16 protein-coding genes and 1 tRNA gene are annotated in these 15,104 nt (G+C 61.8%); 10 read left to right on the top strand and 7 right to left on the bottom strand.

All coding sequences use genetic code 11. The annotated features are described in order from the left end of the window. Positions 1-25: 25 nt before the first annotated feature. From D5261_RS02435 to D5261_RS02425, 3 genes are all read right to left on the bottom strand, one after another. On the bottom strand, positions 26-415 hold the full coding sequence (locus D5261_RS02435; protein WP_119323833.1) for a hypothetical protein: 390 nt from the start codon (positions 413-415) through the stop codon (positions 26-28). A 196-nt stretch (positions 416-611) separates the two neighbouring features. Further along, on the bottom strand, positions 612-827 hold the full coding sequence (locus tag D5261_RS02430; protein WP_125206238.1) for a hypothetical protein: 216 nt from the start codon (positions 825-827) through the stop codon (positions 612-614). A gap of 113 nt (positions 828-940) precedes the next feature. Continuing rightward, positions 941-1,723, bottom strand: a complete 783-nt coding sequence (locus tag D5261_RS02425) for a Nif3-like dinuclear metal center hexameric protein (RefSeq protein ID WP_119323834.1) — start codon at positions 1,721-1,723, stop codon at positions 941-943. 77 nt (positions 1,724-1,800) lie between these two features. Here D5261_RS02425 and D5261_RS02420 point away from each other — a divergent pair, with 77 nt between their 5' ends. From D5261_RS02420 to D5261_RS02395, 6 genes are all read left to right on the top strand, one after another. Further along, positions 1,801-3,504 (top strand): hypothetical protein, encoded by a 1,704-nt coding sequence (locus D5261_RS02420; RefSeq protein ID WP_176587334.1) that lies wholly within the window; start codon positions 1,801-1,803, stop codon positions 3,502-3,504. Continuing rightward, a complete protein-coding gene (locus tag D5261_RS02415) occupies positions 3,419-4,315 on the top strand; it encodes an alpha/beta fold hydrolase (RefSeq protein WP_301002398.1) in 897 nt (298 codons plus the stop codon). The genes D5261_RS02420 and D5261_RS02415 overlap by 86 nt, the downstream gene beginning before the upstream one ends. A gap of 75 nt (positions 4,316-4,390) precedes the next feature. Next, positions 4,391-4,942, top strand: a complete 552-nt coding sequence (locus tag D5261_RS02410; protein WP_119323836.1) for a peptidylprolyl isomerase — start codon at positions 4,391-4,393, stop codon at positions 4,940-4,942. A gap of 332 nt (positions 4,943-5,274) precedes the next feature. Next, the gene (locus tag D5261_RS02405; RefSeq protein ID WP_119323837.1) at positions 5,275-5,547 is read left to right on the top strand and encodes an acylphosphatase; all 273 of its coding nucleotides are present in this window, start codon (positions 5,275-5,277) and stop codon (positions 5,545-5,547) included. Between the two features lie 146 nt (positions 5,548-5,693). Then, the gene (locus tag D5261_RS02400) at positions 5,694-7,544 is read left to right on the top strand and encodes a putative bifunctional diguanylate cyclase/phosphodiesterase (protein ID WP_119323838.1); all 1,851 of its coding nucleotides are present in this window, start codon (positions 5,694-5,696) and stop codon (positions 7,542-7,544) included. A 153-nt stretch (positions 7,545-7,697) separates the two neighbouring features. Next, positions 7,698-9,164 (top strand): ATPase, T2SS/T4P/T4SS family, encoded by a 1,467-nt coding sequence (locus tag D5261_RS02395; protein ID WP_165864512.1) that lies wholly within the window; start codon positions 7,698-7,700, stop codon positions 9,162-9,164. Between the two features lie 54 nt (positions 9,165-9,218). Here D5261_RS02395 and D5261_RS02390 read toward each other — a convergent pair whose 3' ends face one another. Next, on the bottom strand, positions 9,219-9,641 hold the full coding sequence (locus D5261_RS02390; protein WP_119323840.1) for a hypothetical protein: 423 nt from the start codon (positions 9,639-9,641) through the stop codon (positions 9,219-9,221). A 99-nt stretch (positions 9,642-9,740) separates the two neighbouring features. Continuing rightward, on the bottom strand, positions 9,741-10,721 hold the full coding sequence (locus tag D5261_RS02385) for a helix-turn-helix transcriptional regulator (protein ID WP_119323841.1): 981 nt from the start codon (positions 10,719-10,721) through the stop codon (positions 9,741-9,743). A 125-nt stretch (positions 10,722-10,846) separates the two neighbouring features. Here D5261_RS02385 and D5261_RS02380 point away from each other — a divergent pair, with 125 nt between their 5' ends. From D5261_RS02380 to D5261_RS02370, 3 genes are all read left to right on the top strand, one after another. Then, on the top strand, positions 10,847-11,317 hold the full coding sequence (locus tag D5261_RS02380) for a DinB family protein (protein WP_165864513.1): 471 nt from the start codon (positions 10,847-10,849) through the stop codon (positions 11,315-11,317). 16 nt (positions 11,318-11,333) lie between these two features. Then, complete coding sequence (locus D5261_RS02375) at positions 11,334-12,404, top strand: winged helix DNA-binding domain-containing protein (protein WP_119323843.1); 1,071 nt, start codon at positions 11,334-11,336, stop codon at positions 12,402-12,404. Between the two features lie 129 nt (positions 12,405-12,533). Beyond that, positions 12,534-13,202: a YceI family protein gene (locus tag D5261_RS02370; RefSeq protein ID WP_119323844.1), complete on the top strand. Its 669-nt coding sequence runs from the start codon at positions 12,534-12,536 to the stop codon at positions 13,200-13,202. A gap of 25 nt (positions 13,203-13,227) precedes the next feature. On the opposite strand, the gene D5261_RS02365 is transcribed toward D5261_RS02370, so the two are convergent. After that, complete coding sequence (locus D5261_RS02365; protein ID WP_119323845.1) at positions 13,228-13,914, bottom strand: class I SAM-dependent methyltransferase; 687 nt, start codon at positions 13,912-13,914, stop codon at positions 13,228-13,230. Positions 13,915-13,955: 41 nt separating this feature from the next. Beyond that, positions 13,956-14,028: transfer RNA gene (locus D5261_RS02360), tRNA-Ile, on the bottom strand. A 136-nt stretch (positions 14,029-14,164) separates the two neighbouring features. Here D5261_RS02360 and D5261_RS02355 point away from each other — a divergent pair. Further along, positions 14,165-15,097, top strand: coding sequence for an aspartyl protease family protein (locus D5261_RS02355; RefSeq protein WP_119323846.1), 933 nt, complete (start codon positions 14,165-14,167; stop codon positions 15,095-15,097). Positions 15,098-15,104 lie beyond the last annotated feature (7 nt).

Below are 15,104 nucleotides of genomic sequence, written 5' to 3'. Positions count from 1 at the left end.
TGGGAAAGCGTTACTTCAAAATGCGTTACTCCAGCAGGCGGCGCATGGCGGCCATGGCGGCTTCGTCGGAGGCGGCGCGCTCCGCGACGTCTTCGGAAAGCGCTCCGAGCCATTGATGGATCGCGAGCTCTTCGGACTTCAATCGGATGCCGCGCACGACCTTTTCGCGCCGGGTCGCGAGCGCGCCCCGGCTGTCTTCGATGACGTAAATATTTTCCCCGATGGTCGTCGTGACTCGCACCACGGGCTTCGTCTTCCGGAACAGGCCCCCGGCGCGCTCCACGCGTGTTTCGGCGGGCAGCGCGCCTTCCAGAAACACAGCGATCAGCGGCAGGAAGCCTTGCGTGTCCTGACGGTACATCTGGGAAAGGGCGCCGGCGACGCCCAGGGAAGAAAAATCGATCTCACTATCCATAATTGGACGAATGATACCCAATCGGCGAGGGATTGGATCATGGGGGTGCGTGGGAGAAATGAAAAATCGCCACTCGAAATACGACGGGGATCGTATTTCGAGTGGCGATTGGAGCGCCGAATGACAGTGAATAAGAGCGGGGGATGTTCGTGATGCGCTTTGGCGGAGACAGGCGGACAGTGATCGGGCAATCGCGTCAATGGACAGTATAGACTTCGCCGGTCAGGAAATCGAGCGTGTGCGTCAGAAAATAGGACCGCAGCGCCGCGATGATCTGTTCGCTCGGATCCATCTCCCAGCCTGCGGACATCATCGCGGAACCGTCGGCGGACGCCGGTAACGCAGAGCCTGCGTCATCGTGGTGAGAGGCCGAAGTGCGGCAATGGGTTGGTCGTTCTTTGTGGGTCGCCATAGAAAAAGCCCTCCGCATATAATTTACCCTTGATCTGTAGGGCGCCGCGCCGGTAGATATACTAGAAAATTGGCCCGGGGGAACAATATTTTTTGTATTCCTGTTCATTTTTCCTAGTTTTTTGGATTTCCGAGCCAAATCGTCTCCACATTTGGGAACTGCTTTGTCAGAATTTCGGCCATCCGGCGCATTCCCGGGGTTTCCGTGCCGTCATGCCCGGCGTCCAGCAGCGCGAGACCCCGCGCGGCGGCGTCGAGGAACTCATGATGGCGGACATCGCTGGTGACATACGCGTCCGCGCCCGCCGCCAGGACATCCGACGTGAGGAACGCTCCAGCTCCGCCGCACACCGCCACCCGCGCAACTTTTGCGGCGCCGTCGGGTCTATTGATGCGCAGGGCGTTCGTTCCCGCGCCGTCGAGGCGCGCTGCGACCCAGGCAAAAAACGCATCCAGGTCCATGGGACTTGGCAGATCTCCCAGGCGCGGCAGGGACTTCGCGCCGTCGTGCCCAAGGGGCATGATATTGCGCAATTCGAGCGCATGGGCGAGGGTGTCGTTGATCCCATCGGCGGCGCGGTCCCAGTTCGTATGCATCGCGTACAGCGCGATGTTGTGTTTGACGAGCGTGACGGCGGCGGCGGAGATGGGATCGGCGCCCGGATCGATGCGTTTCAGGGGATGGTAGAGCAAAGGATGGTGAGCGATGACCAAATCGACCCGCGCCTCCGCCGCGCGGCGCGCGGCGGCCGGCGTGAGATCCAGACAGACGCCGATCCGCGCCACATCCTGGGCGTCCGGCGAGGTAATCAGAAGTCCGACCGGATCGTTGTCCAGAGCGCTCTCCTCGGGCGCGAGCCCGCGCAGAAACGCCAATGCTTCGTGAAGAGTGACCATGTGGGTATTATACCTGCACGCAACTGCGAACGATTTGATTGCTTGAGTACGTAAGTGGAAGTAGGAGAACTCCTCAAATGAGAAGTAAGATGCGTCTTAGCCAGGTTCTGCCGGCATTGACGCTGCTGACGATACCCGTGGGCGTGGCCCATGCGCAACAAGGCGGAGCAATACGGAGTACGACGCCCGATCCGGCGTTTCAAACACTACTGACCGGGAATGTCTATGTCGACCCGCGTCTGAAGCACATCAACCAAGGAGCGCTGGAGGAAGCGTCGAAGCAGGGGCGTGAGGATCCTCATACGCTTGTGAAGATCGCAGCGCTTGGGACGCTGCCCAGCGGTTATCGCAGTCGCGGAGAATATACGGTTAAACTGCACGATAACCTCAATCTTGGCAAAAACGGTCTGATCGTCGTCGTATTTCAAGGTAATGGAAGTGGTGTCTCCGTAGCATCCGACGGGCTTTCCGCAGATGCAAAGACGCAGCTGGCAAAGAACGCCTTGGCTGGGATCAAGCAGGACGAAACTCAGGGCATTGCCACATTGACGCAAAGCGTCGCATCGAAGATTAACGGTAAAGAGTATCAAAGCTCAATAGGATTATGGATTGTGTTTTTAATTGTTGTCATCGCCGTGGTTGCGCTGATCGTCTTCGCGCTGCGCAAAAAGAAGCAGGCGATCAACGCCGCTCGCCAGCCTGTGGAGGCTCTGCGTAACAATGTGTTACAGGGCATTGAGTATCTGGATAACTACGCGGACGTACTGCCCAAGAACAATCCAGACTCCGATCAAGTGCGCGCATTTCGTCAGGCGGCGTCCAATAAGTACGATCAAGCCGGCAAGATCCTGACAACCGCTACGGAAGTGAGCGACATTAACCGAGCGCAGGGATTGCTGGATCGCGCACAGGCGGATATCGAACAGGGCCGGCGTGCGCTGGACCGCGCGACCGGCGGAACCGGCAGTATCCCCGGCGATGACGCGATGCGTCCTGATCCGCTGCCGGAGTCTCAGCCGGAAGTGGACGCTATCCCTCAGAACCAGCGGGGCGTGTCCTTCTTCTCATCGCAGCCGGCTCCGCTTGGCACTCTCGTGCCGGTAACGATCACTGTGAACGGGCAAAGTCGTCAGGTCTTGGCGACGCCCGAAGAGGCCGATGAGTTACGGCGCGGGCGAATGCCGCAGGTGCGCGCGTTCAATGTCAACGGCCAGCAGGTCCCCTGGTATGCCTATGAGCAGTACGATCCGTATCGAGATTACTGGAACTATCAAAACTCCGGCTGGGGCGGCTTTGGGAGCGGACTGCTCGCGGGGTGGGTCGGCGCGGAGCTCGTTGATAGCCTGTTTGCTCCGCACTATGGCGGCGGCTTCGGTTACTCGCCCTACGCTTACTCCACGGACAACGCGTACTATCAAGGATACAACGACGCCATGGATCGGGGCGGGGATTACGGTAATGTTGGAGCCGACTATGGGAACGTGGGAGCGGATTACAGCAATGTTGGCAACGCCGACTTTATGAACTCCGGTTTCGGCGGAGACTCCGGAGGGAACTATAACGACGTTGGCAATGCGGACTTTATGAATGACGCTTCCTCCGGCGGAAATTATGGCGGCTTCGATTCCAGCGGGTCTGACGATTTTGGCGGTGGGGGCTCGGATTTCGGAAGTACTGATTTTGGAAGCACGGATTTTGGCGGATCTGATTTCGGGGGCGGCTCCGACTTCGGAGGCGGGGATTCCGGCGGTGGGTCTGACTTTGGCGGCTCGGACTCCTAAGGAGCTCCCCTTGGGGGGAGCGGGCGCGATGGCGGCGGGGTCTCCGGAGAGTTCGGAGGCCCTGCTGTATCTGCATGGGTGGGCCGGCAGTAAGGAGCTCTGGTGGAGCTCGCTGCGGGAGATGTCCGGCTGGTCGTATGGGGTCGCGCTGGATCTGCCGGGAACGGGCGAGACGCCGGCGGCTGAGGAGCCCAGCTCCATGGCGGATATGGCCCGCTGGGTCGCCGACATGTGCGCGCGGCTGGGGCTGAAATCCGTCACACTGGTGGGACACTCGCTTGGCGGCAATCTCGCGGCGCAGGTCGCCTTGGACCATCCGAGAATCGTGCGCCGCCTCGTTCTGGTGGACGCCGCGCTGGACACGGCTTCTCTTCCCAAGCGCGCCTTCTGGTCGCTGTCGCCGCACTATGGCATGCACGCGCTCAAACTCGCGCGGCTGGCCTCCGAGCCGATCGCGGCGCTGGGACGCCGGACGCCCGACGACCACCAGGGCGGCCCGCTGCTGGCGCTGGCGCGCCGCACGCGGCTGTATCTGGATAAGAACCGGGATATCGATCTTCAGCAGCAAATGCGCTGGCTGTGCGAGAATCCCCTGCCCGCCGAAGATCTTTCGGCGATTGCGGCGCCGGTGCTGTGGATCCATGGGGTGCGCGATCTGACGATCCCGATCACCCATGCCCGCGAGATCGTCCGCGAACTGCCGCACTGGACGCTGCATGCGATGCCCGGCGCCGACCATTCGCCCATGGATCACGATCCGGAAGGCTTCGCGCGGATCATCCGTCGCTTCTGTCAGGAGAAGCAAAGTTGAAATTCCGCGCTTGACGCGCGCGGAACGAAGTGTTAGAATCTCATATCACGCTTGGTTTACCCGGAGGTTTTTTCGATGAAGACATTCACCCTCGCCGCAATTGCGCTGGCGACTCTCGGCGCAACGGTCGCCCCGCAGGCGGCTCAGGCCAAAAAGGCGGAGGCCGCGCCGGTCGTACGCATGGAAACGGTCAAGGGTACGATCCTGATCAAGCTGTTCCCGAAGGAAGCGCCGATCTCCACGGCCAACTTCCTCAAACTGGTCAACAAAGGCTTTTATAACGGACTGACATTCCATCGCATCGCCGATCTCGACCCGAGCAACCCCTCCAAAATCGTCCAGGGCGGCGACCCCGCCGGCAACGGCTCGGGCGGCCCGGGCTATACGATCAAGGGCGAGTTCACCAGCAACCACGTGAACAACCCGCTCAAGCACGTCGCCGGCGCCGTGGCGATGGCCCGCACCGGCGAGCCCGATTCGGCGGGATCGCAGTTCTATATCTGCGTCAACCCCGTGCACTTCCTGGACGGCAACTACGCGGTCTTCGGCCAGGTGATCAAGGGGCTGGACGTCGCGGCTAAGATCGAACAGGGCGATAAGATGACGAAGGTGACGGTGGAGAAGTAGGGAAGTAATCCCTACGTCGCTTCGGGCGCTCCGGGGCAAACCCACCCCCGGCCTTCGGCCGACCCCTCCCGCCGACGGGAAGGGTTGGTAGGATTGCCTCTTACAGAAGCTGCCTGCGAAAACACGCTCTGTAATCACCCTTCCCGGCGACGGGAGGGGTCGGCCGAAGGCCGGGGGTGGGTTTGCCCCGGAGGGGTAGCGCGAAGCGCCGGGGTGGGTTTGTCCAGAAGTGACGATAAGCTAACAATTTCGGACGACAGCGCGCCTCGGGCGCGGACGGGGGCGTTTCTCATTGGGAGAAATGCCATTTGTACGAGCGAAGGAGAGCAACGATGGTCAAAAGCGTTCAGGCCCATGTCAGCGGGCAAGTGCAGGGTGTCGGTTTTCGCTACTACGCGGTGCATGTGGCAAATGAACTCGGGGTCGTCGGGGCCGTGCGCAACACGCCCGATGGGGGAGTCGAGGCGAACGCCGAAGGCGAAGAAGGGGTTCTGAGCCAGTTCGTATCCGCGCTGGAACGGGGGCCGCATACGGCCCATGTGGACTCCGTGACGACCGCCTGGGGCGAACCCGTCGGCGGATATTCCGGATTCACGGCTGTTTAATATAAAAATTCATCTTCGGTCGGTGATTGTGGGTGAATTCTGGTATATTTCTCAGCAGGAAATGGGAATGCTCAAAGAGAAGGCTTGCTTCAGAAAGACGGACAAGCACATCCATACCCGATGTCCGTACGCCATATATACCCACAATGCCGACCCAAGACCCCATATCTTCCACGCATGGCGCGCAATTCCCGGAAGGGAATTCGCCTGCCCAAGCCGGCTCCACGTCCTCTCAGGTTCCAATCCCGCTGCCGGGAGGGCAGGATAACTCCCCCTTTTTCCTCGAATCGATGTCGCCGTCCGACGACGATCTGCGCCGAAGCGAAGCCCGGTACCGCGCGCTTGTCCTCGCGACGACCCAAATGATCTGGACCGCCGGCCCCGATGGGGATTTGACCTCCGTGCAGCCGGCGCTCAGCGACTTTCTTGGGATGCCGGAAGATCATCTCAAGGAGCGGGGGTGGCTCTCGGCAGTCTCGCCCGAAGAGCGGGAGGCCGTGACGAAGCTGTGGCGCCAGTGTGTCGCCCAGCATATCATGTTCGACTCCGAGTGCCGTCTGCGCCGTCATGACGGCGTTTACCGTGACTTCTTCATCCGCTCCGTTCCGGTGCTGGAGCCCAGCGGCTCCGTGCGCGAATGGGTCGGCGCCTGCCGGGACATCACCGAGCGCAAGGAAGCGAGCGAGATCATTCGCTGGCAGGCCTTTCATGACTCGCTGACCGGACTCCCCAACCGGACGCTGTTCCTCGATCGTCTGCGCCAGGCGCTCGCGATCGCGGGACGCAAGCGCGAACAGGCCGCCGTTCTGATCCTCGATATCGACCGCTTCAAAGACGTCAACGACACGCTGGGCCATGCGGCCGGCGATGCGCTTTTGCAGGAAGTGGCGGAGCGCCTGCGCATCTCCCTGCGCGCCGAGGATACCCTGGCGCGCATGGGCGGCGACGAGTTCACGCTGATGATGCCCAGCCTCAAGGACGCGCAGGACGCCGCCCATGTGGCGCAGAAGCTGATCGAGAACCTGCGCCGGCCGGTCATCGTGGACGGACACGAGCTGTTTGTCACCGCCAGCATCGGCATCAGCATCTTCCCGCACGACGGCGAGGAAGATCAGACTCTGCTGCGCCACGCCGACCAGGCGATGTACCGCGCGAAGTCGCAGGGGCGCAATGGCTACCAACTCTTCACGGAGACGATGAACGCCGACGCGCTCGGCCGTCTGCTGCTGGAGCACAGTCTCTACAAAGGGCTGGGGCGGGGCGAGTTCAGCCTTTACTATCAGCCGCAGATCGAGATGAACACGTGGAGCATCGGAAGCGTCGAAGCGCTGATCCGGTGGCGCCATCCCACCCTCGGGCTGCTGCTGCCCGGCCAGTTTATCCCGCTCGCCGAAGAGATCGGCCTGATCGTCCCGCTGGGCGAATGGGTGCTGCGCGAGGCGTGCCGCCAGGGCGCGCTGTGGCGCGAGCAGGGACGCAGCATTCGGATCGCGATCAACCTCTCCGCGCGCCAGTTCGAACAAGCCGGCCTGGTGGAGATGGTGCAGAGCGCATTGCAGGATTCCGGGTTCCCGGCCGAGCTGCTCGATCTGGAGCTGACCGAGAGCACGATTATCCAGAACAAGGACAACGCCGCCGAGACGCTGGGGACGCTCAGAGAACTGGGCGTCCGGATCTGCATCGATGACTTCGGCACCGGGTATTCCTCGCTTTCTTATCTGCGGCGCTTTCCGCTGGATGTGCTGAAGATCGACCGCTCGTTCGTCACCGGCCTCGCCGAAGACGCGCGCGATCAGGCCGTCGTGCGCGCCCTGATCGATCTCGCGCACGCGCTGGGCCTGGTCGTCATCGCCGAAGGCGTGGAGAATGTCGCCCAGCGCAACACCCTCTTCGACCTGGGCTGCGACGTCATGCAGGGCTTTCTCTTCAGTCCCGCCCTCAGCGTCGAAGAGGTCGATATCTTCCTGGACACCATCCCCAACACCCGCCGTCACTAACGAGTCAAAGAAAACGGCCTCGCGATCGCGGGGCCGTTTTCTTTGACTTTTATCTGTCTCATTAAGAATCATATGCGTAAAAATTGCTTATTGACTCATTTCTCATTGTGTGTTATATTTGGATATCAGCCGAAGAGAGACAAGGAGGGCGCGATGAACGACGACGAACAAAATGACTTGCTGACGTTTGATGAAGCGCTGCAAGTGCTGGGGACCAGCCGGCCCACATTGTATCGATTGCTCAGTTCCGGCGACATGCGCGGACTGAAGGTCGGCAAGCAATGGCGCTTTCGACGCAGCGACCTTCATCTGTATATGGATCGCGGCCCGGTCGCCGCGGCGATCGCGTCCAGCCCGGAGCTGGATAGCGAGCTGGCGTTTTTTACCGGGCTGACCGGTCGCCCATCAAAGGCAAGCACGGCGGAGGAGAAGATCATGGAAGTGATTGAAAACATCATGGCCGACGCGATCGCCCGCAAGGCGAGCGATATCCACTTTGAAGCCTGCGTGCTGGACGGCGCGCCCGTGATTTTACTGCGCTATCGGATCGATGGGGTTTTGCAGGAGATCCGGCGGATCCCGGGAGAGATGGAGGATGCGATGATCGCTCGCTGGAAGATCATGGCGGATATGAATGTCGGTCTCAAGAACGTACCCCAGGATGGCCGTATTCCCCTCAAGCACGCCGGCAAGGATTTCGATCTTCGCGTGGCGATCACGCCGGTCGTCTTCGGCGAAGCCGCGACTATCCGTATTCTCGATAGATCTTCGGTGCTGCTGGGATTGGACAAGCTTGGGCTGACCCACGACAGCCTGGAGCAGATCTTGCGCTTGACCCGCCAGCCCAATGGGCTTATCGTGATCGCCGGCCCTACCGGCAGCGGCAAGACGACAACGGCCTACAGCTGTCTGCTGCAAGGCTCCGGTCCCGAGCGCAAAACGATCACGATCGAAGATCCTGTCGAATGCCAGCTGAACTACACCACGCAGATCCAGATGAACCCGCGCGCCGGGCTGACCTTCGCCGCGGGTCTGCGGTCCATTATGCGCCAGGACCCGGACGTGATCTTCGCCGGCGAGACCAGGGACGACGAAATTCTGAAGCTGGAGCTGGAAGCGTCGCTGACCGGTCATCTGGTGGTGACGACGCTCCATGCGACCGACGCTCCCTCCGCCATCAGCCGACTCCTGAATATGGGCGTCGCCGGCCACGTCTTGACGCTCAGTCTGACCGGGGTGATCGCGCAGCGGCTCGCGCGACGGATCTGCCCGAATTGCCGCGAGGAAGCCGATCTCTCGCAGATGGTCCAGTTCGACACCTGGCGCCGCCTCGCCGCCGAAGGCGGCTACGAGCTGCCCGACGACGCCAAATTCTATCACGGCAAAGGGTGCGAAAACTGCGGAGGTCGGGGATATCGGGGGCGGCTGGGCATTTTCGAGATCATCGAGATGAGCGAACCGCTGGCGGCCGCGATCACCCGAGGCGCCGACGAAGAAGAAATCTCCGAAGTCGCGCTCGAATACGGCATGCGAACCTTCTGGGCCGACGGCCTGCGAAAAGCCGTCGCCGGCGAGACGACGGTGGACGAACTCCAGCGAGTCATCTTCACGGTCGCCTGACGAACATTCGATGGGCATGGACAATCGCCGTCCATGCCCATCGAATGCGTGATTTTAAGAGTTATGGCGGACGAGGACCGGGTACTCCGCGACGATCCGCGTGTCCGTGGATCCTGCTTCCCGAAGGCCGACCTGCACGATCACTTCGCCGGGCAGTCCGACCGGGAAGGTGTCGCCGTCGATACGGATCTTTGTCGTGCGCTCGACGAGGTTCAGCGGATATGCGTTCGAGTACACGGACTGGCCGCTGGGCAGCAGGAACTCCAACGTCTGCTCGAACTTTTTCTTCTCATCGCCGGCTTCTTTATACCAAACGGACACCATCTGCCAGGGCAGCCGCACGATCGAGTTTTCCTCAAACGTTTCGCCGCTCGGGGAGTTGACGCCGACAAACTCCAGGATGGACACGATGGTCAGCAGGCCGTCGTCGCCGGCGATCGCTTTGAGGCAGGGCGTGAATAGTAATAGCTTGGGCATGGATTTCGTTTCTTCAATGGTTTTGGGTTCTGGCGGGCAATCTCGTCGTCGCCGGCGAATCGCCGCCCGGCTATTATACCGTAAGCCGCGATCATTGAATTACTCCCGCGAACTGCCCGGCTCCTTGGGCGTCTCCAGCCATTCGTGGATTTGATCGGCGTGCCGGCGAAGAGCGTCGCGCAGTTCGGGAGGATGGCGGATATCGAGTCGGCAGCCGAGACTCGGCAATAGCTGGGCGATCCAGTCCAGGTTTTCAGTATAACCGCGCAGCAGTACGCCCTCCTCGCATTCCTCCAATACGGCCACACCGGCGCTGATGACCCAGCGTGCGTGCTCCAAACTGGTGTGGATTACGACTTCCAGCGCGAAGTGCTTGGGGACGCTTCCGAGCGCCGTTAAGACGGCGGCGAGGACATCGAAGTTTTTAGGGCGCTCAAATCCGGAGGCCAGCTCCTTGGCGTCCAGCACGCGGTCCAATCGGAACAGGCGCAGATCCTGGCGCAGGTGGCAATGCCCGGTCGCGTACCACCGTCCGTAGCGGCAGACCAGGCCATACGGGTCGAAGACGCGCTCCGTGGTTTCCCCGTCCGGGCGGCGATAGCAAAGCGCCACTTGCCGGTGCTCCCGCGCGGCCAGACTCAGCGCCAGCACCACCGACGTTCCCAGGCCGCCGTTCGAGCGTTCGCCCAGGTCCCAGATCAGCGACTCCTCCACGGCGCGCACCCGGTCGCGCACAGTGTCCGGCAGCACGCGACCTACCTTGGCGAGCGCGCCCTCCACGCCCGGCGCGTGGGCGGCCAAGCCCAGTTTGCGGGCCGCGAGCAGTCCGAGCATGATGCTCAGGGCTTCATCCGTGTTGAGCATCAAGGGCGGCAGCTTGAAGCCGGGCATCAATCGATACCCGCCGTGACGGCCCCGGTCGGCCATCACGGGGATCCCCAGCTCCTCCAGCATCGCGATATAGCGACGCGCCGTGCGGATATCCACCTCGAGGCGCTCCGCGATCTCCGCGCCGGTGATCGACTGATGCGATTGCAGCATCTCCAGCACCGTCAATACGCGCGTGGTGGGATAATACATGACGCCCTTTTTGAATGATTTTTTTGAGTGTTTTAATTAGGGCGAATTATGTCCTGTATCGGAGATATAGTCAAGTATCGGACACACGAAAGCCGACACAATTTCCGAACAACAGGAGAGACGCCATGCCGACCACCATCCAGAACTTCCTCGCCGAATTCACGCCCAAGGCCGCGGAGAACCTGATCGCCGCCCTCCTTCGACTGCCGGAAGACAAGCGCCTCTGGGCGCCCTCTCCCACGGCGCGCCCCGCGCTCAGCCTGGTGGCGGAGTGCGCGCTCAACAACAGCTACACGGTGGATATGATTGAGACCCGGCAGTGGACCGCCGGAACGATGGAGGAGTATTTCCAGGAGCAAACCGACCTGATGAACGGCGATTGGGCGACCCTGGAAGCGCTGCTGCGCAAAAACACGGAGCGGTTCACGGCGTGCGTCCGCGATCTGCCCGATGACGTTCTCGGCGACGAAATCACGATGCCGTTCGGCAAGTTCACGATGACGCATACGATCTCCTATCCCTACTGGAATATGTCGTATCATGAAGGGCAGATCAACTATATCGCGTCGATCCTAGATCGTCTCAATGAAGCGTAATATCCTGTGAGGCTCCATGACACGACAGCATCTCCTCAGCCGAAGACTCGCGCAGCAGCAGATTACTCGTCACGACTTCCAGAGCGCTGGGGAGGTCGCCGCGTGGATGGGCGCCACGCAGGCGCAGGATTATGCGGGGGCCAAATGGTCGCTCGGCCTGCGCCTTCCCGGCGCGACCGACGCCGATATCGAGCGGGCAATCGCCGCAAGGGAGATTGTCCGCACGACGTCACTGCGCGGCACGCTGCATTTTCTGGCGGCCGCCGATGTGCGCTGGATTCTTAAGCTGGTCGCGCCGCGCGTGATCGCGCGCTTTGCCGGGCCTTCGCGGGCCGCCGGACTCACGGAGGACGACTTCGCCCGGAGCACGGCGGCGATGGCGCGCGCATTAGAGGGCGGCCGCCTGCTGTCGCGCGCGGAGCTGCTGCGGGCGGTTTCGGACGGCGGCGTCTCGACGGCGGGAGGACGCCCGAACTATCTGTTATACTGGGCGGCGCTGGACGGGGTGATTTGTCAGGGCGCCCGGCGCGGCAAGGAGTTTACGTTCGCGCTGCTCGACGAATGGTCGCCGGGCGGCTGCGCGTTTGAAGGCGAGCAGGCGGCGGCGGAGCTAGCGCGCCGTTATTTTCACAGTCACGGCCCCGCCGCCGTTCTGGACTTCGCGTGGTGGTCGGGTCAGTCGCTCACGGAGTCCAGAGCGGCTTTGCGTTTGGTGCAGGATGAGTTAGAAAGCGTGGCGCTGGACGGGATCACATACTGGATGCCGCCAGCCATCGCGATCGACGCTGGCCGGGATTCCGAGGCGCATCTTTTGCCGGGGTTCGACGAGCACCTGCTCGGCTACGCCGACCGCGGCGCCGTCATCCCAGACGATCAGATCAAAGCGCTGACGCCGAAGAATGGGATCTTCAGCCCATTGGTCGCGCACGGCGGCCGCGCGACCGGGACCTGGAGCCGCAAGATCGATCGAAAGAGCGTTGCGATTGAGACCGCGCCGTTCGCGCCCTGGACCGAAACACAAGGCGAAACCGTTCTTATCGCCGCCGAAAAGTATCGGGCGTTCCTGACTTTATCCAAAGCCGAGTAATCTTGCGCGTGTCGATATCTAAAGCGCGATGAATTATTTTGTGATATATTTTATATTGCGCTTGACAAAATAAAGTATAGTGTTCATAATTCTTCATATCGTTACTTTGTCGACGACGGAAGAGGGAATATGATGATGCGAAATAGCAGAAAATTTGGCGCCGCCGGGCTGGCGATGGCGTTGGGATTCACGATGATGGCGGATGGGATGAGTGCGGGGACGCACGCCGCGCCGCCGGCCGCCAAGGCGGCCGCTGTCCCGCTGACGGGAGCGTGGAGTGTGGACGCGGTGCATACGAATGTCGGCTTCGCGATCCGGCATATGGGGATCAGCAGCGTGCGCGGCCGGTTTAGCGACATCGCCGGAACCATCGTCGCCAATGCGGCGCATCCGGAGAAGTCTTCGGTGAACTTTACGATCCAGACCAAGAGCATCAACACCGATATGCCGATGCGCGACGACCATGTGCGCAGCGCCGCGTTCTTGGATGTCGCCAAGTATCCGCAGATTACGTTCCAGAGCACCCGAGTGACCAAGACCAAGGGCGGCGGATACCTGGTCGCGGGCAATCTGACCATGCACGGCGTCACCAAACCGATCGTGCTGCCCTTCCAGATCAGCGGACCGATCAAGGATCCGATGGGATCGGCGCGCTTTGGACTGGAGACGCAGACTCATCTGGACCGCCACAGCTACGGCGTGGGCTCGACAAGCTTGTTCAGCGGCGACAGCGCGATCGGAAGCGATGTCGATGTCACGATCAGTCTGGAAGCCGTTCCGGCCAAACCCGGCGCGTAATCTTCTCCGCGCCTTCGCGCCGCAGCTAAAGCGGCGCGGAGGCGTACCAGGAGTCGATGACCGTGATGCCGGTGTAATTCGGCGTCTCCGACGGCTTCGCGCCTTCGTAGCGCAGACCAAACGACAGGGACGCTCCGGTCCCGCGCATTTGCAGCAGGTTTTTCCGGAGCGTCACGTCCGCCCCGCCGCGTTTTGCCCGCCGGAGCATCGCGCTCCACGTCCATTTTTCCTCCCGCGACCGGACATTCGCCGGATCGAGCTGCCCCGCGAAGACCCCGTCCTCGGCGAGAGCCGAGTAGCTATTCTCCAAAAATCCCAGCTTATCCCCCAGATAGTGCAGCCCATGAATACAGGTGATCAGGTCCGCTCCTGAGGGCGGCTGATACCGAGTGACGTCCGTCTCGACAAAGGTGAGGTTGGGGAAGTCGTGGGAGGGGAACGTGTTGATGAGATCGACGCCGATCAGGGAGATCGTGTCAGAAAGCTCCAATTCTCGCAAAAGCGCGGCGGCGTGGAGAAGCGCGCGGCCTTCGCCGCAGCAGGCGTCCACCCACACGGCGGTCCCGTGGGCGCGCCGCCGCTCGCGGAGCCGCTCCAGCGGGGAGAATCCCAGCTCGCGCTCGTAGGAATTGACGCCGGAAAGGACGCGCCCCCGGTTCATCGTGCGATTGGCGACGATATCCGAGGCGAGCAGTTGGGGATTGGTGAGCATGCAAGCGTGACCGTTCGGGTAAAATTGGAGGAGGGAAACAGTGGGCCCAGAGGGATTCGAACCCCCAACCAACCAGTTATGAGCCGGCTGCTCTAACCGTTGAGCTATGAGCCCTCAACGTCGCGTTATTATAGCATAACGGACGCCGCGCGCGCAACCGAGCGCCCGGTCCAAAGAGACCCGAATTCCCGGCAATTTCTTCCCGAATAACTTCTCTCCCAATGGGGGTGAAGCGAGAGGCCCGTACCTTATGAGACGAGATTTTCTGACATTCGGCGGCGCGCTTCGCCGAGGATGCGTTGCCGGCGCGCTGGCGCTCGCGCTGAATGCGTTACCCGCGATGGCGCAGGGACAGCGGGCGTCTTCGGGAATCCTCGCCGTCATTCCGTTCACGGTCGACAGCGGACACATCTTTGTTGCGCCGCTGGTCAACGGTCGGCCGGCGAGCTTCGTGATCGACACCGGCTCCGGGGTGGATGTCGTTGAGAGCGAGTCGGCGGCCCGTTTGGGAATCTCGGCGTCGCCGCAGGGAGACAGCGCGGTCGTGACCGGGACCGGCGGCACGGCGCGCGCCTATTTCGCCACCATTGCCCGGATCCAGTTGGGGAGCGTTCAGATTGCAAAATCGCCGGCGTATCTGCTGCATGTGGCGCAGAGCGTGCGGTGCGATGGGCTGCTGGGTTATGAGTTTCTGCGAAGGTATCTGGTGACATTTGACTTTCAGCGTCATGTCATGATCCTCCGGCGTCCCGGCGCGGCGCTCCCGGGCCAGTGCGTCATCCCGTTTGTCCTGAGCGGCGGCGTTCCGAGCGTCGTGGGCGAAGCGGGCGGGTGGCCGGGGCGCTTCCTGATCGACACGGGCTACGGCGGCACGGTGGTTTTGAACGCGCCGTTTGTCGCCAAATACCATCTGCGCGATCGGTACGCCCAGGATGGGCGAATGGTGGCCGGGCGGGGCATCGGCGGGCGCACCCAGAGCGATCTGGTCCAGCTGGATAGCTTTCAGCTGGGGAGAGTCCCCGTGGATGGGATCCTCGCCGAGCTGACCCGCCAGACTCAGGGAGCGTTCGCGGCTTCCGGCGTCGCCGGAACCATCGGTATCGAAGTGCTGGACCGTTATCTGGTCACGCTGGACTATCCCGGCGGCCGGATGATCCTGGCCGGGAGCGGCGCGCGTCCGTAATGCGCCA

The organism is Capsulimonas corticalis (assembly GCF_003574315.2).
Lineage (GTDB): Bacteria > Armatimonadota > Armatimonadia > Armatimonadales > Capsulimonadaceae > Capsulimonas > Capsulimonas corticalis.
The sequence above is the reverse complement of the archived record's forward strand: the minus strand, read 5'-3'. Positions and strand labels throughout refer to the sequence as shown.